This is a genomic window from Aquiflexum balticum DSM 16537, from assembly GCF_900176595.1.
In the GTDB taxonomy this organism is placed as follows: Bacteria; Bacteroidota; Bacteroidia; order Cytophagales; family Cyclobacteriaceae; genus Aquiflexum; species Aquiflexum balticum.
On record NZ_LT838813.1, the window covers coordinates 4,405,652 to 4,426,732 of the forward strand.

Below are 21,081 nucleotides of genomic sequence, written 5' to 3' on the forward strand. Positions count from 1 at the left end.
ATCTAAAGAATCAGACCAACCTTACCAATTAGTCCAATAGTTTTTTACCCTCTTCCTCAGGTAGTTCCTCTACTTCTTTGAGTTTTCTTTGGATTACCCTGGTTCTTGTACCGACCAATACATCAAGGTCATTGTGGCCTTCTAAAATTTTCTTTTGGGCTTTGCTGATAAGATCCCCGAATTTGGAAAACTCACTTTTCACTGCTCCCAAAACTTTCCATACCTCAGAACTTCTCTGTTGGATGGCCAAGGTCCTGAATCCCATTTGTAGGCTGTTCAACATGGCTGCCAAAGTAGTGGGGCCGGTAACTACTACCTTATAATCCCGTTGTAAGGACTGGGCCAAAGCAGGGTCCCTGACAATCTCTGCATATAGACTTTCCATAGGTAAGAATAAAAGCGCGAAATCTGTGGTATGTGGTGGGTGCAGGTACTTTTGACTGATGTCCATTGCTGCTTTTTTGATGGCTTTGAACAATTCCTGTCTTGCCAATTCAATCAAAACCTTATCCCCCACATCATAAGCATCCAATAATCTGGAATAGGTCTCCTGAGGAAATTTGGCGTCAATGGGAAGATACACAGGCCCATCTTCCTGACTTCCGGGCATTTTGATGGCAAACTCCACCCTCTCAGCGTTCCCGCTTTTTACAGCGACGTTAAAGGCATATTGATCCGGTGAGAGCACATTTTCCAATATTCCCTGCAATTGGTACTCACCCAAAACTCCCCTGCTTTTAACGTTACTCAAAACCCGCTTTAAGTCCCCTACTCCTGTAGCCAAATGTTGCATTTCACCCAAGCCTTTCTGAACAGCCAATAGCTGTTTGCTGACAAGTTCAAAAGATTGTCCCAATCTGGCTTCCAAGGTCTTTTGTAATTTTTCATCTACCGTCTCACGCATTTTGTCCAAGCGCTCTTCCGTAGAGGCCAACATGCGTTCCTGCTTAAATATCAAATCCTGAAATTTTTCCCGCTGCAGATCATTGAATTCCTTGACATTTTCGCGGAAAAGTTTTCCAAAATCCTTCAAAACCTCAGACTGCTCTTTGGAATTGGCCCGTAAAGAATCGAACAACAAACCAAATTGCTGCAAAAGTCCTGATTGGATCTCAGTTCTATTGGCTTGCATCTGTTGTCCGATTTCACTTTTTAAGGCTAAAAGTTCCTTTTCCCTTTCACCCGCGGAATTGTCTTTACTCCGGCTCTGAAAAACCAGATAGATAATCAACAAAAATTGAAGAAAAAGTAAGGAAATCAATAAAAGGTCATTGTACATGGCTGAAGAATTTGGGAGTGGAAAGGTAATCCATATCCACCTTTATCCCCAAAAATGCCAAATATTCTATGACAGTCTCAGTCGGAATTTCTTCCATCGGTACATGTCCTGCATTATCAAAAACCTTAAGCTTTGAACCAGGAATAGCTGCTGCCAATCGCTCTCCATTGCTCAAAGGAATCCAATTGTCATGGGCACCCCACATGATCAGTACAGGCATATTCAACTTGTCAAAATCCACTTTATAAGGTCTTCTCACTGTAAGCCTGTCCAAAGTCGCCCTTCGGTTTCCTTCTCTCCTGAGTAAATGATAATACCTCGTAACCATTTCATCGGTGATTTTTTCGGAATCATAAAAGACCTGTTTCAGATTCATTTTGAAGACAGTTTTTGGAGTGCACTTCAACAGTAATTTATTGAAAATAGGATTTTGGGCAACTTTAAAAATAAATGCTCCAGAATTATAAGATTTTGCTCTCGTTGTATCTGACACAGTTTTAGGTGGTGCACCTGACGAATCAATAAGATTGAGGCTCAAAATCCGCTCGGGATGCTCGGAAGCCATAATCAGGGCAACTCCTCCACCCATACTATTTCCTGCAACGTGGAATTCCTGCAATCCCAATTGATCTGCAATTCCGAAGATCAGGTCTGCATAATCCATCATCCCATATCGCTTCATGTCATCCGGACCGGTAAGCCCATGTCCCGGCAAATCCATGGAAATGGTCATAAAAAACGGATTGAGTTCCTTTTCCCATTCTTCCCAAGTATGCAAAGAAGAAAAACTCCCATGGATCAGAAATATCGGTTCACCGGAACCTTTGACTTTAACATGTACATTGATGCCATCCACCTTGAGAAAATAAGAGTTTTCATCGGTATAATCAGCAGTCAATCTTTCCAAGGGAAGGTCTCCTCTGTAGCTGAGCAGCAACAATACTAGGATCAAGAAAATGATTGAAAGAAGAACGAGTAAGGTCTTGAGGAATATTTTTTTCATTTTTAGGAAATAAGAAACCAATATTGAAATATATGAATTTAAAAAAATGATGGGACCACAAAAGTGATAAAAGAAGACAAAAGATACTGAATATATTCTTTTGTTCCCTTTTGTTTCTTTTGTGGTTCAGATTAAATTCCCTGTGTGATTATCTATAATGAAGCAAGTTTTCCTCTGTTTGGACAATATCCTTATATTGACAACAAATGTTTAGCATATGACCAAAAACTGGATAGAAAGTCTACTGATTATTTTCACTCTCACCCTGATAAGTTGCAAAAATGATATGACGGAAATTGAACAACCGATCAGATTAACATTGCAGGAAGCCAACCGATTGGCCAAATTGCCTTTGCATTGTATGCAAGTGGAATACCCAAACAAACTTAATCAAACGCTTGAAAATGAAACTTATCTGAAAGGTCCGAAAGCCCTGCATACTGCATTTTATGGTTGTTTTGACTGGCATTCAAGTGTTCACGGACATTGGATGTTGGTCAGTCTGTTGCGACAGTTTCCTGAGTTGGAGAATGCTGCTGAAATCAGACAAAAGCTCAGTGAAAACCTCAGTTTATCCAATATCCAAACTGAGGTGGATTATTTTTCAATGCCCCAAAATTCGAGTTTTGAAAGAACTTATGGTTGGGCTTGGGTATTGAAACTGGCCGAAGAAATCCATCTTTGGGATGATCCTTTGGCAAGGGAACTGGAGAATAACCTACAACCTCTTACTGATTTGATGGTAGAGAAATATCTGGAATTTTTACCCAAACTGATTTACCCGATAAGGGTCGGCGAGCATTCAAATATAGCTTTTGGTTTGTCTTTGGCTTACGATTATGCCCTTACCCTTGAAAATTCAGCCTTGAAAAACCTGATCAAATCAAGAGCGATGGATTGGTTTGAAAAGGATGCAAATTGCCCTTTAGAATGGGAACCATCAGGTTTTGATTTTCTTTCTCCTTGTTTTCAGGAATTGGATATCATGAGAAAAGTATTGGATAAGGACGCTTTCAAAATCTGGCTTGGGGCTTTTATGCCCGAATTGTCCACAAATGATTTCAGTCTTGAACCAGGAAAGGTCAGCGATAGAACCGATGGTAAATTGGTGCACTTGGATGGATTGAATTTCAGCAGAGCTTGGGTATTGTATGGACTCATCAAAGACTTTCCGGAAGAATATGGTCACTTGATGAAAATTGCCAATGAGCATATTGATTATTCACTGCCATCCATTGTAGATGATAATTATGAAGGGACCCATTGGTTGGGAAGTTTTGCCATTTACGCCCTTCAACAGGCTCCATGAAATCTGACTGGAAAAAATATATCGGGCCAGGTCCTCTGATCGCTGCAGCTTTTATTGGTCCGGGTACAGTGACAGTCTGCACTTTGGCAGGAGTCAAATTTGGTTATGACTTGCTTTGGGCTTTGGGTCTTTCCATTATCGCCACCATCGTGCTTCAGGAAATGTCAGCAAGGATCGGTTTGATCACTCAAAAAGGACTGGCAGCAGTCATATCCCAAACCTTGAAAAAAGGTCTGCTTCGATACTTTTCTCTATTTTTAATTCTACTAGCTATCGTTTTGGGCAATGCCGCCTATGAAGCCGGAAACATCACCGGAGGTGCCATGGGAGCTGATTTATTGGTCAATTTGCCTGTTTTGACTTTGGGTCAATTGGAACTCAACTTATTGAATCTGAGCATTGGCTTGATCGCATTGATACTGTTGATGAGTGGCAGTTATTCAAAAATAGCGGGATTTTTGACCCTATTGGTGATTATGATGAGCCTCGCTTTTCTGGCAAGTGCCATTTGGGTACAACCATCTGTTATATCAATTTTTGAAGGGTTCATCCCTAAAATCGATGCAACCAATATCCTCACCATTGTAGCATTGATCGGAACCACAGTTGTTCCCTACAACCTTTTTCTTCATTCTTCTTTGGTAGCCAAACGATGGACCAAAATGGAAGATTTGAAATATGTTAGGGTGGATACCATGGTAGCAGTTGTCTTGGGAGGATTGGTTTCCATGGCCATCATCATTACTTCTGCTTCAGGAGCAGCCATGGATGTCAATAATGCCGCAGATTTGGCAATTGGTCTGGAGCCGATTATGGGAGTTGCTGCCAAGTATTTTATCGCTTTTGGTTTATTTGCAGCAGGTATTACTTCTGCAATAACCGCACCTTTAGCGGGTTCATTGGTAGTGGTCGATTGTTTTGGTTGGTCCAATGATATCCGTAAAATGCCCATGCGGATCAGTATCATCTTTATTTTGGGATTGGGTTTATTTTTTTCTTCAATGGGGATCAAACCTGTTCAGTTGATTACCTTCGCCCAATTGGCCAATGGAATTTTGCTTCCCTTATTAAGTGCGTATATACTTTGGCTGGTGAATAAAAAATCAGTGATGAAATCTCATCAAAACAATTTGTGGCTAAATGTTTTGGGAACCGGCATATGGCTGATTACATTTTTGTTAGGTGGTATGAGTGTAAGCAAGGTGATGGGTTGGATTTGATTTTTTTTATCATTTTAAGGATACTTCAATTAAATCCATCCCTAAATAACAAAGCTTCGTCACATATTTTTGCCTATTGATTGCCTGTGGCCTAATCTTGTCAGGTATTCAAATTCTTAGTGATGAAAAACAAAAGACCTTTTTACATTTTGATTTTGCTGGCCCTGATTTACAACCTTTGGAGTATGGGTCAACAAAAAAATGAGAATAGACAAAATTCCGAAGTCTTTGAATCTACACATCATAAAAAATCCTAAATGTTTTCCAAAATCAACAGATATTTATATTCCTTATGAAAGATTCCCCTTTACCTTTTAGACAAATTGAATGGTGGATTGTCACCTTGGTTTTCCTTTCTATCATTCTGATCAATATTCTGAACGCAGGTTTTATTTATTACAAACCCACAGACCAGCAGATAGCCGATTATTTTGCAAAGCTCTTTATTCCGGTCATCCACTTCCTGTCCTTTTATTTTATCCACATGAAAATCATTCCGGGATATTCAAGGGAAAGGAAACCATGGAAATATGCTTTGCTCTTAGCTTTGCTATTCTTTGGGTCATTTATACTCAGTGTTGCTTTTTCAACCGGGGCTGAAATCACAGATGATTTTTTCATGCCGTTTTACTTGGGGGCAATAGCAATTTATGCAGGCTATCTTCTTTTAACTTACATTCTCGATCAGATCCTGACACCTCCCCGATTGGGTAATTATATTCTGTTCAATATCATCAGGCTCTTTGCGATTTACCTTTTCGTGATATTGTTTCTCATACAATTCCAAAAGTTTGGAACAAAGCCAATTATCCTGGTTTTTGCGGTAGTAATCCCCAGCATCGTATTCATTATTCTCTTTAACTTCTTTTTGATCTATGGCAATAGAAAAAAGGGGAAAACACAAATGGCCAATTATTTTTTGGCCCTATTGGAATTCTCTATTGCCTTGATTTTTCTTATTGTAGCCATTCAAGTGGGGACTTTTGCTCCTGCATTTGTGGGTCTTGCTGCCATGATTTTGGTAGCAGTGGTTTTGGTTCCTGCTTCCAATCTGATATTTGAAAAATATGATGCCTATCTTGGAGAAATCAATTCTTTGTCCACCAAAGTAACCCAATCCAATGCTAATCTGGATTTTCTTCGCTCACAGATCAACCCACATTTTCTCTTTAATGCTTTGAATACGCTCTATGGAACAGCTTTACAGGAAAATGCCGAAAGAACTTCCGAAGGGATACAGAAGTTGGGCGATATGATGCGGTTTATGCTTCATGAAAACAATCAAGACAAAATCCCTGTAGAGCGGGAAAAAGAGTACCTAGTCAACTATGTGGATTTGCAATTATTAAGAATCAAAGAACAGGAAAATATTGACATTGTTTTTTCCAAAGGTGAAGATGCCTGTTCCGGTGAAATTGCCCCGATGTTGTTGATACCTTTTGTGGAAAATGCCTTCAAACACGGCATCAGCCTCCAAAAGAAATCCTGGGTAAAAATCAGTTTGAGGTGTCTTGCAGGATCGGTTCACCTAGATGTAAACAACAGTATCCACCGCTCAGATGAACATGATCCCGAAAGAAAATCCAGTGGCATTGGTCTGGAAAATGTCAGGCAAAGGCTGGACCTGCTTTATCCCGGAAAACATGACTTGGTGATAAGGGAAAATGAGATGGAGTATTTTGTACATTTAAGTATAAAGCTTTGATTAGCGATTAAGGGAGGTTTAATTGATATATGCTTCGCGATATAATTGAAATATGCCTTCGGCGATATTACTCTCTTTTATCAAACCTGATTTGAAAGAATTGCCACCATAATTTCTAGAAATTATTTCTATATATTTCAACCATATTTCAACTTTATCCCGAATCGCATTCGCTCTCGGGATCTTCGCTAAGCTACGATTTCCACCTTATTTCAATTCTATTTCCATAATACTTCAACTTGATTTCTCATCAGAATAAATAAAAACCAACCCATGCTAACCGCAATTGCAATAGACGATGAACCGATGGCTTTGGAAGTGGTAAAGTCTCATGCTGCAAAAATTCCTTTTTTGGATTTGAAATCAACGTTTACAGATGCGATCAAAGCTTTGGAGTACCTGAAAGAAAATCCTGTAAACCTGATTTTTTTGGATATCAAGATGCCGGATATATCGGGGATGGAACTTGCCACGCTGATACCAAAGGAAACTATGGTCATTTTTACCACTGCCTATTCAGAACATGCAGTCAAAAGTTTTGAGTTGGATGCGGTGGATTATTTATTGAAACCATTTAACCTCAGCAGATTTCTGAAAGCCTGTCAAAAAGGACAGGAATGGAATGAACTCAAAAATGGTCAAAACAACGGATCTATTTTTATCAAAACCGGCTACGAACAAATCAAAGTCAATTTCGAGGATCTATTGTTCTGTGAAGCCAATGGCAACTATGTGAGTTTTCACTTGCCCAAGGAAAAAATCCTATCCAGAATGACCCTATCCGAAACCGAGAAGCTGCTTCCCTCTTCTTTTGTCAAGTCCCACCGTTCCTTTATTGTCAATACCCAACACATCCAAAAAATCGAAAGGCACCAACTTACTTTGGGAGGTAAACAAGTGCCTGTCAGTGGGAGCTTTTATGAGGAGTTGATGGGGAAGGTGAAGGGGTTTTAAAGGATGAAAGTACCAAGTACCATGTACAATGTACCAAGAGGGGTGAGCCAAGTGGGAAAGGATGAAGGGAGAAAAGGAAGATTGATGATTTTAGATTGAAGGCTCCGTCATTCTAAAAGCAGCCATTCCTGCAAAGAAAAAATGCCGTAGGATTTCCTGCCGCAGGTAGGCATGACCGAAATAATAGCCCGGTAATTTATTGCCGGTATTATATTGATATCACGGATCCAAAAGTACCGTAAGTACGGACGATTTAATAGCGTTGCTCTATTCAAAAGATAATTCTTGGTAATTCGAATTACAAATTCTACAAAATAAAAAGGTGTAGATTCAATCTACACCCGGTAATAAAATTAATCTATATCTAGATGGCATAAAAGATGAAGTTGACCCACATCTGTCATCGGTCATCTGACATCCAACATATTTTACAACTTCCTCACCCAAATATTCCTATAACTCACCAAATCCCCATGATCCTGTAGTTTGATGGGCATTTCTGCAGGATGTGCTTTGTAGTTTGGTATTCCTATATATTCGGTGGGGCCTTTGATTTCTGTGTTGTGTTGGACAAGAATGCCATTATGGATCACGGTCACCTTAGCAGGGGAAACCAACATGCCGTCGGCATTGAATTTAGGGGCCGTAAAGAAAATATCATAGGTGTTCCACTCTCCCGGTGCTTTCATGGCATTGACCAAAGGCGGATGCTGCTTGTAAATACTTCCTGCCTGACCATTGGAATAAGTCCTGCTTTCATAGGAATCCAATACCTGCACTTCATAAAGAGACATCAGGAAGATTCCTGAATTTCCTCTGCCCTGACCTTCACCTTTAATAACAGTCGGTGCCGTCCATTCAATATGCAACTGCATATCTCCAAATCCTTGCTTGGTTTGTATGTCTCCTGTTCTTGGAGTAACCGTAAAAGCTCCGTTCTCAACTTTCCACTCAGGAAATCCTCCTGTACGGGCACTGATAAAATTGTTCAGGTTATTGCCATCAAACAGGACAATGGCATCAGAAGGTGGCAGATGATTTTGAGTTCCCGGAGTTACTTTCTTTGGAACAGGTTCCCAAAATTCCGTTGCTTCCGGTGGTAATTTGATGTCTTTTTGCTGAGCCAAAAGTGGCATTGAAGCAAAAAGGGCAAAAACGATAAAGGAATTTTTAAAGATTTGTATCATAGGTTTATTGGATTGAAATTTTTATTGATCCACCAAATTAAAGTAAATAATAAGCTTTCAAAAGCCGTTGATGGATTTTTGGTTTTTCATCTGCTGACATACAGTTAAATTCCTAAAAAATTAATCCTATGCAAAAAAATATACTTTTATTGACCCTGCTCTTTTCGGTGATAATCCCGTTGAAAGCACAAAAAGATTATTACTTTCCTGGGGAAACCTTTTCCTCTGAAATTCCTTCCCCGTATGCTTATTTTGGATACCATATCGGAGAATGGCATACCAGATATGACCGGTTAGTTGGCTATTTTGAAGAATTGGCCAAAACCTCCGACATGGCCGAACTGCATACCATAGGTCATACCAATCAACTTCGGCCTCAGGTTGTGCTGGTCATCAGTAAAAATCAAAATATCCAAAACCTGGAAAACATCCGGACCAACCATATCAAATTGGCAGATCCCAAACAACCCATGCCGGATGTAGCCAAGATGCCTGCCATCATCAACTTGGCTTACAGTGTTCATGGCAATGAACCATCGGGCGGGGAAGCAGCGATTCTGACAGCCTATTGGCTGTTGGCATCCCAAAGTGATTTGGCCAAAGAAATCAGAGAAAATGCGGTGATTTTGATAGATCCTGCCATCAATCCCGATGGCAGGGACCGACATACCAATTGGGCCAATATGCACAAAGGCTTTCCACCTGTCGCAGATCCTTTGGACCGGGAACACAATGAAATATGGCCAAGTGGTAGGGTAAACCATTACTGGTTTGATTTGAACCGGGATTGGTTGCCTTTGGCCCAAGTGGAATTGCAAAACAAAATTGCCTGGTATCATACCTGGTATCCCAATGTGGTTGGGGATTTTCATGAAATGGGTACCAACAGTACTTATTTCTTCGAACCTACCAAACCATTCAGCAGCGAGAATCCTGTTGTTCCAAGAAAAAACTATGAGGATATCAACAATAAGTTTGCAACTTATTTTGCAAAAGCGCTAGATGGCATCGGCAGCTTATATTGGACCAAAGAGGTATTTGACAACAGTTATCCGGGTTACGGTTCCACCTATCCTGATATTCAGGGCGGCCTGGGGTTGGTGTTTGAACAAGGCAGTTCAAGAGGTCATATTCAAAGTTCCCAAAGGGGTGATATCACTTTTCAGTTTACCATCAGAAACCAATTGAAAATCTCGATTGCCACTATGGAAGCTGGGGTGAAAGAACGGGAATATATGCACCGTTATCTTCGGGAATTTTTCCAGACAGGACTAAACGAAGCTGGAAAAGACCGTGCCAAAGCTTATGTTTTTGGAGATGAATTTGATGAATCAAAAAACAGGTTATTTTTAAAGTTACTTTTAGATCATAAAATAAAAGTTATTGAAAATGAGTCCAATATAAATGTAGAAGGAAAGTCATTTAAGCAAGGAAAATCCTGGATTGTCCCTACATCCCAAGCCCAATACAGGATGGTTAGATCGATGTTTGAGAAAGTGACCACATTTGCGGATTCGGTATTTTATGATGCTTCTGCTTGGACCATGGCATTGGCTTATGGGATGCCCTATGCCGCGCAGGCTTCGGTAGGATCGGGTGCTGAAGTTTCATCCTTGCCAACTCAAAATCAGAACTTTCCTGCAGATGGAAAATATGTTGCTTACTTGGTAGATTGGACGGATTATTTTGCACCCAAATTCCTTCACCATATCCAAAAAGCAGGAATTCATGTGGAAACTACCGCACTGCCATTTACTTCAAATACCGATCAAGGTCCTAAGGAATTTCCAGCGGGTTCATTAATTATTCCCACCGCATTTCAAAAACTTTCTGCAGATGAAATGAAAGCGGCCATGAAAACTGCAGCGGAAGCAGCAGGGCAACATGTCTATGCCACCACCACCGGATTCAGCACCAAAGGGATAGATTTAGGTAGCAATAACATCTCAGCAGTTTCACAGCCAAAGGTATTGATGCTGGTAGGTCATGGAACTTCACAAAATGAAGCGGGTGAAATCTGGCATTTGATGGATACCAAAGTGGGTATGCCAATCACGAAAGTAGATATCAGCCTATTTGGAAGAGTAAACTTATATGACTACAATACTTTGATTTTACCTTCAGGAAATTACTCTTCTCTATCTGCTGCTCAAATCACGCATTTAAAGGATTGGTTATCAAGAGGCGGTACAGTCATTTCATTGCGCTCTGCCAGTCAATGGCTTCAAAGTCAGGAAATTGTCAAAGAAGAATACCTTAAAAGTGAAAATGAAAAATCACCTGAATTCCTTCCTTTTGGATCAAGAAGGGATTTTGCAGGAGCTCAGGCCATTGGAGGAAGTATTTATCTGGCAAAATTGGATAAGACACATCCTTTGGGTTTTGGCTATAGAAATTATGAGTTACCGGTTTATAGAAATTCAACCCTGTTTTTCAAACCATCCAAAAACCCTTCAAATACTCCTTTGAGATACACTTCCAATCCTTTATTAGGTGGGTACATTTCACCGGAAAATCTTGAAAAAGTGAAGCAAAGTGCCAGCGTCATAGTCTCCACAGTCGGTCAGGGAAGGGTAATCCACTTCATCGACAACCCCAATTTCCGTGGAACATGGTTCGGTACCAACAAGCTGTTCTTTAATGCAGTTTTCTTTGGGGATAAGATGTGATTGATTAAACTGAAGAAGTTTGATCTAATTTTATATGAACCACAAAAGAAACAAAAGGGAACAAAAGAATTTAACATTCAAAAATTGATGTTTTTAACTTTTGTTTTCTTTTGTCACTTTTGTGGTTCATTATTTTTTATCCTTAATGGTTATCCGTGAAAATTATCGAAATTTGGGGGAAATAATTTTACTGTGTCAAAATCCATTCTTTTAATCACTCCTCCGTTTACCCAACTGAATACCCCCTATCCTGCGACCGCATATATCAAAGGTTATCTGAATACGATAGGAAAAACATCCCATCAAGCAGATCTGGGAATAAAAGTAATTCTTAGGATTTTTTCAAAAAATGGTTTAAGTAAAGTATTTCAAGCTATTGATAAAGAAGGAATTAAAAAATATTCAAAAAACAGCCTAAGAATATTTAAACTTCAAAATGACTACTTACATACCATAGACCCTGTCATCAAATTCCTGCAATTTGAAAACCCTACCTTGGCCTACAATATCTGTGACGGAGACTTTTTACCAAAAGCGTCAAGGTTTGATCAGTTGGATAATATGGATTGGGCTTTTGGAACCATGGGGATACAGGACAAAGCCCGGCATTTGGCAACACTCTATTTGGAAGATTTGGGGGATTTGATCCAGGAAGTGTTGGATCCTTTTTTTGGATTTAGCCGGTACGCCGAAAGATTGGGTAGATCAGCGGTTTCTTTCGACCCACTGGCCAAAGCTTTGGAAGGACAACTTTCATTTACTGACCAATTTCTAATTGAGGAATTGGAATTATTGATAAAGGAAACTGATCCATATTTGGTCTGCATGTCTGTTCCTTTTCCGGGCAATTTATATGGAGCACTCCGATGCGGTCAATACATCAAGTCCAAGTATCCCCAAATAAAAATCGCTATGGGCGGTGGATACCCAAATACTGAACTCAGGTCAATCAAAGAACCCCGAGTTTTCCAATACCTGGATTTTATCACTTTGGATGATGGAGAAAGGCCTTTGACATGTTTATTGGAGCATTTGGATGGAGACAGAGAATTACAAAAACTCAAGAGGACATTTGCCTTATTGAACGGAAAGGTAACCTATCTCAACGGGTCAAAAGAAAGTGATATTCCATTCAGCAAAACAGGAACGCCTGACTATTCTGGTTTGCCGCTGCATCAATATCTTTCTGTAATAGAAATAGCCAATCCCATGCACCGCTTGTGGTCTGATGGGAGATGGAATAAATTGACTATGGCCCATGGCTGCTATTGGAAAAAGTGCTCTTTTTGTGATGTAACCTTGGATTATATCAAAAATTATGAACCTGTCAGTGCCACACTGATATGTGACCGTATTGAAGAATTGATCTTGCAAACAGGTGAAACCGGATTCCACTTTGTAGATGAAGCGGCCCCTCCTGCTCTGATGCGCGAAGTTGCTATTGAAATACTTAAACGAAACCTTAAAATCACCTGGTGGACCAATATTAGGTTTGAAGAAAGGTTTACCTATAATCTCTGCAGATTACTTAAAGCATCAGGTTGCATCGCTGTTTCAGGCGGTTTAGAGGTAGCTTCTGACCGTTTATTGAAAATGATGCAGAAAGGTGTCACCGTTTCCCAAGTAGCCAGGGTTGCGCATAATTTTACCGAATCGGGCATTATGGTGCATGCCTATCTGATGTACGGATTTCCGAGCCAGACAGCCCAGGAAACCATCGACAGCCTTGAAATGGTCAGACAGTTGTTTATGCACAATGTACTGCAATCCGGCTTCTGGCACTTGTTTGCCATGACAGCCCATGCACCCATTGGAGTTGATCCGGGTGCCTTCAGAGTGGTAAGGACAGGTCCGGAACAAGGTCTCTTTGCAGAGAATGACCTTAGCCATGAAGATCCGGAAGGCGCAGAACATGAGCTGTTCAGCGAAGGTTTGAAAAAAGCCCTGTTCAATTACATGCACGGAATCTGTTTTGACTTCAAGCTTCAGGAATGGTTTGATTTCAAGATACCTAGAACATCGGTTTCATCAAATTTTATTTTTAATGCCATTCAACATGAAACGGAAGTTGTTTTGAAACCCAATGCAAAAATGGTTTGGCTGGGAAATGTGCCTGAATTGTTACATGATACTTTTATCAGCAAAAAAGGAAATAAAATAGAAACCTGGAAATTGGTCATTGAAAACAAGAACCACAGGGACGAGATCCTAGTCGGAAAAGAAGACGGTAAATGGCTGGAAGCCATTCTTCGGGAAATATCACCAACTCCCGAAAAAAAGGAAATGAACTTTGGATCTTTTGAGGAAAATTATGTGAAGGCAGGTTTAGGGGATTTTAACCGTTTTTTAGTTTCCAAAACATGGAAATTCTTATTGGAATACGGTTTGGTCTTAGTTTAATAAAAAACCCGAGCTAAAAGCCCGGGTTTTTAAACTCACTTTAACCACTAACAACCATAAAACAAATTCATCATGCCAAGGCAATCAGAACGATGAAAACATCAATTTGTCGTAGTCGATACGGGAATCGAACCCGTGTTTTATCCGTGAAAGGGATACGTCCTAACCCCTAGACGAATCGACCATTTTTCAAAAATAAAACACTGAATTTCTTCAGTGTCAGCGTAGTCGGTACGGGAATCGAACCCGTGTTTTATCCGTGAAAGGGATACGTCCTAACCCCTAGACGAACCGACCAAATTTGGTATTGGGGACCACTTTTTCAAATGGTGTTGCAAATATAGAGGGTTAAATTCATATTGCAAAACCTGACCAAAAAATATTTGGTTTGTCCATTCAAAACCTTGAAACTAAGCTTGAAAAAAAATTTAGACATTGATGGACATCTTTGTTATTTTCGCCTGGGAATAAAAGAAGACAAACCAACACCCATGAGAAATAAGCGAGTGGCCATCAATGGCTGTGGTAGAATTGGAAGATTGACTTTAAAGCTTTTGCTTGAAAAAGAAGGGATTGATCTCATTGCCATCAATGACCTCACAGACCCTGAAACCCTTGCCCATCTCATCCAATATGATTCCATCCATGGCAAATATCCATTCCCTATTACTGTCCAAGAAGGCAACCTAAAGGCAAAAGGACAAACAATTAAAATTTTCGCTGAAAAAGACCCTGAAAAAATACCGTGGGGTGATTTGGATATTGATATTGTCCTGGAATCTACGGGAAGATTCACCGAAAGGGAACTTGCAGAAGCTCATATTAAAGCCGGGGCAAAAAAGGTTATCATCACCGCGCCATCCAAGGATAAAGAAGTTCCTACAGTTGTATTGGGAGTCAATGATGAAATCCTCAAAGAGGAACATGATATTATCTCCAATGCTTCCTGCACGACAAACTGTCTCGCCCCAATGCTGAAAATCATGGAAGAGCATTTTGGGATTGAAAAGGGATTTATGTCCACTGTACACTCCTACACCAACGACCAAAATCTTCATGATGCACCACACAGGGATCTGAGAAGGGCAAGGGCTGCGGCATATTCCATTATACCGACTACCACCAATGCTGCCAAAGCGATGGAATTGGTACTCCCGCATCTTAAGGGTAAAATTGAAGCCTCTGCTATGCGGGTACCTGTTCCTGATGGATCTCTGACAGATTTGATCTTATTGTTGAAAAAGGAAACTAGTACTGAGGAAGTCAATGCCATTTTCAAAAATGAATCACAAACTTCCCTGAAAGGCATTGTGGAATATATTGAAGCCCCGATTGTTTCCATAGACATAATAGGAAATCCCCATTCCTGCATTTTTGATGCGGGATTGACATCGGCAAAAGGAAATCTTGTTAAGATTGTAGGTTGGTATGACAATGAAGCGGGTTATTCCAACCGGCTTGTCGATTTAATTCAAAAAATAACTTAGGGAGTATTTAGGGCTTTTCTTCTAAATCCAAGCCAACATTAACTTGATCAATGGCCTCCTGCACAGCATCTAAGAAGGCATCAAGATGTTCCATAAAATCCTGTTCAAAACCCTTCTCAGTCAGGATTTCTTTGCCTTCCTGAATGATTCCATCCAATCTTTTTATTTCAAACAAAGCCAAAGCAGGCTTGACCTTATGTCTGATTTGAGAGAGGATTTCAATATCTTTTAATTCCGCACCTTCCAAATACTTCTCTTTCAGTTCGGTCAATGACTTGTATAGGGCACTGACAAGTTCTGCCTTAAATTCAGCATCACCTTCAGCCATTTCATCAATCCTATCAAAATTGATCGGGGGGGTATTAAGCATATTCATTTATTTGATTTGCACTTCTTCCAGCTAAATATCCGGTACTCCAAGCAGCCTGAAAATTAAATCCACCTGTAATCCCATCGATATTCATAACTTCTCCAGCAAAAAACAAACCGTCAATAAGTCTGCTCTGCATGGTCTCAGGATCAACCTCATTCAATTCTACCCCTCCTGCTGTCACAAACTCTTCCTTGAACGTAGTCTTGCCCTTAACGCGGACAATATAGCAAAAAAGATTTTGAACTAGTTTATGGAAGTGTTTTTTTGGGAGATTTTGCCAAATAATCTCATTTTCGACCCCTGATTTTTCCGAAATATGTTCCCAAAGCCTTGCTGGTAAGGAAAATAGCGGATTGGTCATCACTTTCTTTTTGGGGTGGGCATTTCTAAAATCATTGAGCTTTTGTATAATATCTTCCTCACTTTTTAGTGACGCATCCCAACGGATATGTGCGTTGGCATTATAATTTTTTTCAAAAAGCCATTGCGCACCGAAAGCCGAAAGCTTTAAAATTGCCGGTCCGCTGACACCCCAATGGGTAATCAACAAAGGTCCTCTGTAAGCCAATTTGGTTCCCTCAAGTCTCACAAAAGCATCAGGAACAGAATTTCCCATCAACTTTTTGATCGGCTCGTCAGGGGTATTAAAAGTAAAAAGTGATGGAATCGGTGGTGAAATGGTATGTCCAAGTTTTTTAATAAAATTGAATCCATCAATTTTGGGACTTCCGCCTGCACATACAATTACTTTATCGAAAAGCAGTTCATCATTTTTTGAAAGTACTCTGAATTTTCCATTTGTTTTTTGAATTTCTATAACTGAATAATTATAGACCAGCTTTATTTTATTTTTGTTAGCCTGAGATTCCAAAGCGTCAATAATAGACTGTGAATCATCTGAGACAGGAAACATCCTTCCATCAGCTTCTGTTTTTAATTGCACTCCCCTTGATTCAAACCAAGCTATGGTATCTCTAACTGAGAAATGCTTGAAGACTTTTCTTAAAAATTTTTCCCCTCTCGGATAATTTTTGGTCAATTGAGACAATTCAAGCGCATGATGGGTCACATTGCACCTGCCACCTCCTGAAATCTTTACTTTTGATAAAGATTTGGAGGTTTTTTCAAGAATGGTTACTTCTGCTCCTTTTTCAGCAGCATGTATTGCAGCAAAATATCCCGCAGCGCCGGCACCTATGACTCCTATCGAAATTTTATCCACAAATCATCTCCTTTTCTTTCCGGATATAGAGCCCATAATCCCTCTTGTCAATTCTCTGAAAATCGTCCTTCCGATTTGTCTTACCATGGTATTCTTACTCAGGTCATCAAAGATACTGGTTTCCTTTGGCGTACGGTTTTGGGTCCGCCCATTTCCTCCGGAAGTTGATTGCCCTTGACCTTGGGATGCTTCTTCCTCTGCTTTTGTTATTTTCTGTTCCAAAATTTCAAACGCACTATTCCTATCCATAGTGACATTGTACTTTTTGACCAATGAAGATTGAGAAACCAACTGATCTATTTCATCTTGGCTTAGTATATCCATTCTGGAAATCGGTGCTCGCAATAAGGTATGTGCCAAAGGTGTGGGAATTCCTTTTTCATTCAGAACTGTAACCAATGCTTCACCGATACCCATCGCAGTCAAAACTTCTGAGGTTTTGTAAAAAGTGGACAATGGATAATTCTCAGCTGTTTTGGTGATGGCTTTACGGTCTTTGGCTGTAAAGGCCCTCAGAGAATGCTGTATTTTCAATCCCAATTGGCCTAGTACATTATCAGGGACATCTGTAGGAGTCTGTGTACAGAAAAAAACCCCGACACCCTTGGATCTGATCAATTTAACTATGGCTTCTATTTTATCTATCAGGTCTTTGGATGCATTGGAGAATACCAAATGAGCTTCATCTATGAATAGACATAATTTGGGTTTGTCGGAGTCTCCCTGCTCAGGAAATGTCTCGTAGATTTCAGATAACAAGCTGAGCATAAAGGTAGAAAACAGTTTAGGCCTGTTTTGAATATCAGTCAAACGGATGATTGAGACCATGCCCTTACCGTCAACTGTCCGCACAAAATCATCAACTTCGAATGAAAGTTCCCCGAAGAAATTTTCCGCCCCCTGCTGCTCCAGCTCAATGATTTTGCGCATAATCGTGTTGACCGTCGCAGAGGATACTGCACCAAATTCCTTTGTAATCTCAGCCTTTCCTTCGTTGATAATATATTGAAGCACCTTTTTAAGGTCCTTTAAATCCAAAAGGGGAAGATGATGGGTATCGCAATACCTGAATACCAAAGCAATGACGCCTCTTTGCGTATCGTTCAGTTCCAATATCTGGGAAATCAAGACAGGTCCAAATTCAGAAACAGTGGCTTTCAATTTCACCCCTTTTTCATTGCTGATAGACATCAATTCAACAGGTAAACTTTCAGGCTGATAGTCCACCCCTATCAAACCACTTCTTTTTTCAATATGTGAATTCAATGTCCCGGGCTTTGCCATTCCTGATAAATCCCCTTTTAAGTCCATCAGAACAACAGGAACCCCATTCAGAGAAAGCTGCTCTGCAATGACCTGTAAGGTTTTGGTCTTTCCGGTACCTGTAGCTCCTGCAATCAAACCATGGCGGTTAAAAGTTTTTAAGGGAACTTTGACTTGTGCCATTGGTATGGGTTCATTTTCAAGAATACCCGTACCAAGAATAATGGAATCACCTTTGAATGTGTAGCCCAATTCAATATGCTGTTTGAATTCTTCAGATTTGCTCATAATAAAAATTGAAAATTGAAATTTTAACTCAGCGAAAATAAAAAAACCTGAACACAGTTTGGAAGTATTCAGGTTTTTTGTGAAAAAAAGGATTGCCTTTAATGCGTTACAACAGGTTCAAGGTGTTTGGCATAATTGATAAAATCTTCTATTTGGGATAATGCCGGTACTACCCTGGTCAATTTTTTTGCTTCATTTGTTTCAACAAGGGCTTTGTGAAGATTTTCAGGGTTTCTGGTTCTGAGCTCTTTTACAGTATCGACTCCTGCAGCTTTGAGTAACTCGGCAAACTGACTTGCTATTCCGTTCACTCTAAAAAGGTCAGCCATATTGACCCAATCCAGGATTACTCCTTCCCCAATGCCACTTGCTTCCGCTATTTCTTTTCTTCCTTTCTTGCTAGCTCCTTTTTCAAGAAGTGCTTCGACTGTTGCGATTCCGGCTTTTGCCAGTTTTTCTTTGTGTGCAGGGCCTATACCCTCAATCATGGTGATTGTTTTTGACATAATTATAAAATTTAGGTTATCAAGTTTATTTAAATAAGTTTCCTAGTCCTCCTTTAAGTAAATCTCCGGCTTTATCTGCCAAAGAACCTCCTGCGCCTTGGCTGATCATTTTTATTAGGTCTGATTTATCAAAGGCGCCGGATTTACTACCGGAAATAGCTGAAATGATTTTGGGCAAAACAAAGTTACTGATCTGCGTCGCAGTTTGAAGTGAAACTCCCAATTTGGAAATATAACTACTGCTTAGATCTCCCAGCATATTTTGAAACATGGGGGAACTTTGTGTCCCTGAACCCATATTCAGCATTTTCAGTATACCATCCATATTGCCAGAGGCAGCCTCTTTGCCAAAGGAAGAAAGTAAACTGTCTTTTGTAAGGTTCATAGCATTTTTGGCCTGATCCTGCCCCAATCCGAATTGGTCTGTTAATCCAGAAACCAAATCACTTGAGGTTTTATTAAGAATTTCTTGAATCATATTGACATAAATAAAAAGAGAAATAAAAATTAATTTTTGGAACTAAATTGACCTTTTCCAAAATAAGTTAATTTGATTTTAAATTACAATTAGATTAAAACTTTAAAGTTGATAGTTAAAGATTATTTAAGAAAAAAGATGGAAATAGGCACTTTGATTCTTTGCCATTGTTTTATTAATTAAAGGTATTTACTTTGCCATAGATAAAAACCCTATAAATAGCTTAATGATTGATTGTAGTCTAAAAAACCCCGTATTATCCTTTTCAAAAATTTTTCTTTTAGGCTGTCTATTATTTCTGTTTGGCTTTCAAAGTTATTCACAAGTAAAACCATCTCTTGGCGGATCTTCCCGACTGATGAACAGTGCTTTGGCCGAAATGGAAAAGGGTGATTTTGAAAGGGCCAATGCATATTTCAGGCAAATCATTGAAAGCAACCTTCCCATACCTTCTGAAATGCCCTATTTTTTTGCTGAAACTTTGTTCCAGTTAGGTCAATTTGATAACAGTTCAAGTTTCCTTGAAAAATATCTGGAAATCAATGGATACCAAGGCGACAATTATGAGCAGGCAAAAATCCTTCAGCAGAAATTAAAAAACCATCTGGACGAAATTTCAAATTGCAAATTCTGTGATTTTAGAGGATATCGCTATAATGGCTGTCCAACTTGTAATGGAAATAGAATATTGGAACAATCCTGTTCTTTTTGTAAAGCCAAAGGAGCGGTGGGATGTATTAAATGCATGGGAAAAGGATTGGTGACCAAAAAAAATATTTTTAATATAATCGAATATCATGAATGTGATAAATGTGGCGGAGATGGAAGGCTTGATTGTCCAAGATGTAATGGTTCATTGGTCGAAGTTTCTGACTGTAGAACCTGTAGAGGTCAGGGTAGATTGATTTCCGAAGAAATATGCAACCATCAAGCTGAACCCAGAAATATGTCCCAAAAATTTGAACGATTAAGGCATCTCGCAGGACATTGAGGGGCAAGGTTGATTTATTTTAGACTTTAGATTTCAGATGTTAGATTTAGATCGGAATTCAATGTGGCGGAATGAAAGATTTCGAAATCTTATGTCCTGAGTCTTGTGTCTTACATCTCAAATCTTACTTACAATACTTATCACTGGCCTCCTGAGCAATAGCAACATTCAACCTGATAGCCAGACTGATATCTTCGCATCCTGATTTTTTCTTATCCGTAGCAATTTTCAACATTCCCCTATAATAATAGGCTTGCCCGAAGTCTTTATCCATTTTAATAGCTGCACTGTATTCTCTCAGGGCTTCCTGTGTATTTCCTATTTGGTGCAATGCCCGGCCTTTCATAAAATAAGCCATTGCAGGAGCACCGGGAATTTCCACAGCGTAATCTGCATATAAAAGGGCGGAACTATGGTTTTTCTGTTTTTGATAAATATTAGAAAGGCTCAACAACACCTGAATGTTTTTTGAATCCTGATCCAAAGCTGCCAGAAAATCCTTTTCTGCATTTTTGAATTCACCTAATTCTTCATAAGATCTGCCTCGATTGTAAAGGGCCTTTACATTCTTCGGTTTCGATGCTAAAAAACTGTTGTAAGCAGAAATCGCTTCTTTATATTTACCTTCATTGAACAGTTCATCACCTTTGTTGGACCCTCCTTGTGAACAGGCACCAAGCATAAAAACTATACCGATAAGGGCGGCAAATACCCAATTCCAAATTCTCATTTTTACTTAAATAATGA

General features: G+C 39.6%; 17 protein-coding genes and 2 tRNA genes. 8 read left to right on the forward strand and 11 right to left on the reverse strand.

Annotated features, from left to right (window positions below; genetic code table 11):
• Positions 1-28 precede the first annotated feature (28 nt).
• Complete coding sequence (locus tag B9A52_RS18585; protein WP_084121882.1) at positions 29-1,279, reverse strand: DNA recombination protein RmuC; 1,251 nt, start codon at positions 1,277-1,279, stop codon at positions 29-31.
• Complete coding sequence (locus tag B9A52_RS18590) at positions 1,269-2,282, reverse strand: alpha/beta hydrolase (protein ID WP_084121883.1); 1,014 nt, start codon at positions 2,280-2,282, stop codon at positions 1,269-1,271. The genes B9A52_RS18585 and B9A52_RS18590 overlap by 11 nt, the downstream gene beginning before the upstream one ends.
• A 286-nt stretch (positions 2,283-2,568) precedes the next feature.
• Between B9A52_RS18590 and B9A52_RS18595 the strand changes: the two genes are divergently transcribed.
• The 4 genes from B9A52_RS18595 (at position 2,569) to B9A52_RS18610 (ending at position 7,470) form a co-directional block, all read left to right on the forward strand.
• Positions 2,569-3,591, forward strand: a complete 1,023-nt coding sequence (locus B9A52_RS18595; protein WP_231955311.1) for a DUF2891 domain-containing protein — start codon at positions 2,569-2,571, stop codon at positions 3,589-3,591.
• A complete protein-coding gene (locus tag B9A52_RS18600; protein ID WP_084121885.1) occupies positions 3,588-4,811 on the forward strand; it encodes an Nramp family divalent metal transporter in 1,224 nt (407 codons plus the stop codon). Before B9A52_RS18595 ends, B9A52_RS18600 begins: the two co-directional genes overlap by 4 nt.
• Positions 4,812-5,103: 292 nt before the next feature.
• Positions 5,104-6,516, forward strand: a complete 1,413-nt coding sequence (locus tag B9A52_RS18605; RefSeq protein ID WP_084121886.1) for a sensor histidine kinase — start codon at positions 5,104-5,106, stop codon at positions 6,514-6,516.
• Positions 6,517-6,789: 273 nt separating this feature from the next.
• Complete coding sequence (locus tag B9A52_RS18610) at positions 6,790-7,470, forward strand: LytR/AlgR family response regulator transcription factor (RefSeq protein ID WP_084121887.1); 681 nt, start codon at positions 6,790-6,792, stop codon at positions 7,468-7,470.
• A 428-nt stretch (positions 7,471-7,898) separates the two neighbouring features.
• Here B9A52_RS18610 and B9A52_RS18615 read toward each other — a convergent pair whose 3' ends face one another.
• The gene (locus B9A52_RS18615) at positions 7,899-8,657 is read right to left on the reverse strand and encodes a 3-keto-disaccharide hydrolase (protein ID WP_157370211.1); all 759 of its coding nucleotides are present in this window, start codon (positions 8,655-8,657) and stop codon (positions 7,899-7,901) included.
• 128 nt (positions 8,658-8,785) lie between these two features.
• Here B9A52_RS18615 and B9A52_RS18620 point away from each other — a divergent pair, with 128 nt between their 5' ends.
• Positions 8,786-11,326 (forward strand): M14 family zinc carboxypeptidase, encoded by a 2,541-nt coding sequence (locus B9A52_RS18620; protein ID WP_084121888.1) that lies wholly within the window; start codon positions 8,786-8,788, stop codon positions 11,324-11,326.
• A gap of 192 nt (positions 11,327-11,518) precedes the next feature.
• Positions 11,519-13,726, forward strand: a complete 2,208-nt coding sequence (locus B9A52_RS18625) for a B12-binding domain-containing radical SAM protein (RefSeq protein WP_084121889.1) — start codon at positions 11,519-11,521, stop codon at positions 13,724-13,726.
• A gap of 112 nt (positions 13,727-13,838) precedes the next feature.
• Here B9A52_RS18625 and B9A52_RS18630 read toward each other — a convergent pair.
• Both B9A52_RS18630 and B9A52_RS18635 read right to left on the reverse strand, forming a co-directional pair.
• Positions 13,839-13,910: transfer RNA gene (locus B9A52_RS18630), tRNA-Glu, on the reverse strand.
• Positions 13,911-13,951: 41 nt separating this feature from the next.
• A tRNA-Glu gene (locus B9A52_RS18635) sits at positions 13,952-14,023 on the reverse strand.
• Positions 14,024-14,217: 194 nt separating this feature from the next.
• On the opposite strand from B9A52_RS18635, the gene gap reads away from it, so the two are divergent.
• Positions 14,218-15,213, forward strand: a complete 996-nt coding sequence (gene gap, locus B9A52_RS18640) for a type I glyceraldehyde-3-phosphate dehydrogenase (RefSeq protein ID WP_084123592.1) — start codon at positions 14,218-14,220, stop codon at positions 15,211-15,213.
• A 7-nt stretch (positions 15,214-15,220) separates the two neighbouring features.
• On the opposite strand, the gene B9A52_RS18645 is transcribed toward gap, so the two are convergent.
• From B9A52_RS18645 to B9A52_RS18665, 5 genes are all read right to left on the reverse strand, one after another.
• On the reverse strand, positions 15,221-15,583 hold the full coding sequence (locus tag B9A52_RS18645) for a hypothetical protein (protein ID WP_084123594.1): 363 nt from the start codon (positions 15,581-15,583) through the stop codon (positions 15,221-15,223).
• Positions 15,576-16,799 carry a BaiN/RdsA family NAD(P)/FAD-dependent oxidoreductase gene (locus tag B9A52_RS18650; RefSeq protein ID WP_084123593.1) on the reverse strand — a complete coding sequence of 408 codons (1,224 nt, stop codon included), beginning with the start codon at positions 16,797-16,799 and terminating at the stop codon, positions 15,576-15,578. Before B9A52_RS18650 ends, B9A52_RS18645 begins: the two co-directional genes overlap by 8 nt.
• Before the next feature lie 12 nt (positions 16,800-16,811).
• Complete coding sequence (locus tag B9A52_RS18655) at positions 16,812-18,359, reverse strand: helicase HerA-like domain-containing protein (RefSeq protein ID WP_084121890.1); 1,548 nt, start codon at positions 18,357-18,359, stop codon at positions 16,812-16,814.
• A gap of 98 nt (positions 18,360-18,457) precedes the next feature.
• A complete protein-coding gene (locus B9A52_RS18660; protein ID WP_084121891.1) occupies positions 18,458-18,865 on the reverse strand; it encodes a DUF4332 domain-containing protein in 408 nt (135 codons plus the stop codon).
• A 25-nt stretch (positions 18,866-18,890) separates the two neighbouring features.
• On the reverse strand, positions 18,891-19,343 hold the full coding sequence (locus tag B9A52_RS18665) for a hypothetical protein (protein WP_084121892.1): 453 nt from the start codon (positions 19,341-19,343) through the stop codon (positions 18,891-18,893).
• Between the two features lie 358 nt (positions 19,344-19,701).
• Between B9A52_RS18665 and B9A52_RS18670 the strand changes: the two genes are divergently transcribed.
• Positions 19,702-20,334, forward strand: a complete 633-nt coding sequence (locus tag B9A52_RS18670) for a tetratricopeptide repeat protein (protein ID WP_231955312.1) — start codon at positions 19,702-19,704, stop codon at positions 20,332-20,334.
• Positions 20,335-20,458: 124 nt separating this feature from the next.
• On the opposite strand, the gene B9A52_RS18675 is transcribed toward B9A52_RS18670, so the two are convergent.
• Positions 20,459-21,064 (reverse strand): tetratricopeptide repeat protein, encoded by a 606-nt coding sequence (locus B9A52_RS18675; protein ID WP_084121894.1) that lies wholly within the window; start codon positions 21,062-21,064, stop codon positions 20,459-20,461.
• Positions 21,065-21,081: the final 17 nt, after the last annotated feature.

Coding starts and splice junctions, on each gene's coding strand:
- B9A52_RS18585 (WP_084121882.1), bottom strand. CDS start 1,279: ATGTACAATGACCTTTTATTGATTTCCTTACTTTTTCTTCAATTTTTG.
- B9A52_RS18590 (WP_084121883.1), bottom strand. CDS start 2,282: ATGAAAAAAATATTCCTCAAGACCTTACTCGTTCTTCTTTCAATCATT.
- B9A52_RS18595 (WP_231955311.1), top strand. CDS start 2,569: ATGACGGAAATTGAACAACCGATCAGATTAACATTGCAGGAAGCCAAC.
- B9A52_RS18600 (WP_084121885.1), top strand. CDS start 3,588: ATGAAATCTGACTGGAAAAAATATATCGGGCCAGGTCCTCTGATCGCT.
- B9A52_RS18605 (WP_084121886.1), top strand. CDS start 5,104: ATGAAAGATTCCCCTTTACCTTTTAGACAAATTGAATGGTGGATTGTC.
- B9A52_RS18610 (WP_084121887.1), top strand. CDS start 6,790: ATGCTAACCGCAATTGCAATAGACGATGAACCGATGGCTTTGGAAGTG.
- B9A52_RS18615 (WP_157370211.1), bottom strand. CDS start 8,657: ATGATACAAATCTTTAAAAATTCCTTTATCGTTTTTGCCCTTTTTGCT.
- B9A52_RS18620 (WP_084121888.1), top strand. CDS start 8,786: ATGCAAAAAAATATACTTTTATTGACCCTGCTCTTTTCGGTGATAATC.
- gap (WP_084123592.1), top strand. CDS start 14,218: ATGAGAAATAAGCGAGTGGCCATCAATGGCTGTGGTAGAATTGGAAGA.
- B9A52_RS18645 (WP_084123594.1), bottom strand. CDS start 15,583: ATGCTTAATACCCCCCCGATCAATTTTGATAGGATTGATGAAATGGCT.
- B9A52_RS18655 (WP_084121890.1), bottom strand. CDS start 18,359: ATGAGCAAATCTGAAGAATTCAAACAGCATATTGAATTGGGCTACACA.
- B9A52_RS18660 (WP_084121891.1), bottom strand. CDS start 18,865: ATGTCAAAAACAATCACCATGATTGAGGGTATAGGCCCTGCACACAAA.
- B9A52_RS18665 (WP_084121892.1), bottom strand. CDS start 19,343: ATGATTCAAGAAATTCTTAATAAAACCTCAAGTGATTTGGTTTCTGGA.
- B9A52_RS18670 (WP_231955312.1), top strand. CDS start 19,702: ATGAACAGTGCTTTGGCCGAAATGGAAAAGGGTGATTTTGAAAGGGCC.
- B9A52_RS18675 (WP_084121894.1), bottom strand. CDS start 21,064: ATGAGAATTTGGAATTGGGTATTTGCCGCCCTTATCGGTATAGTTTTT.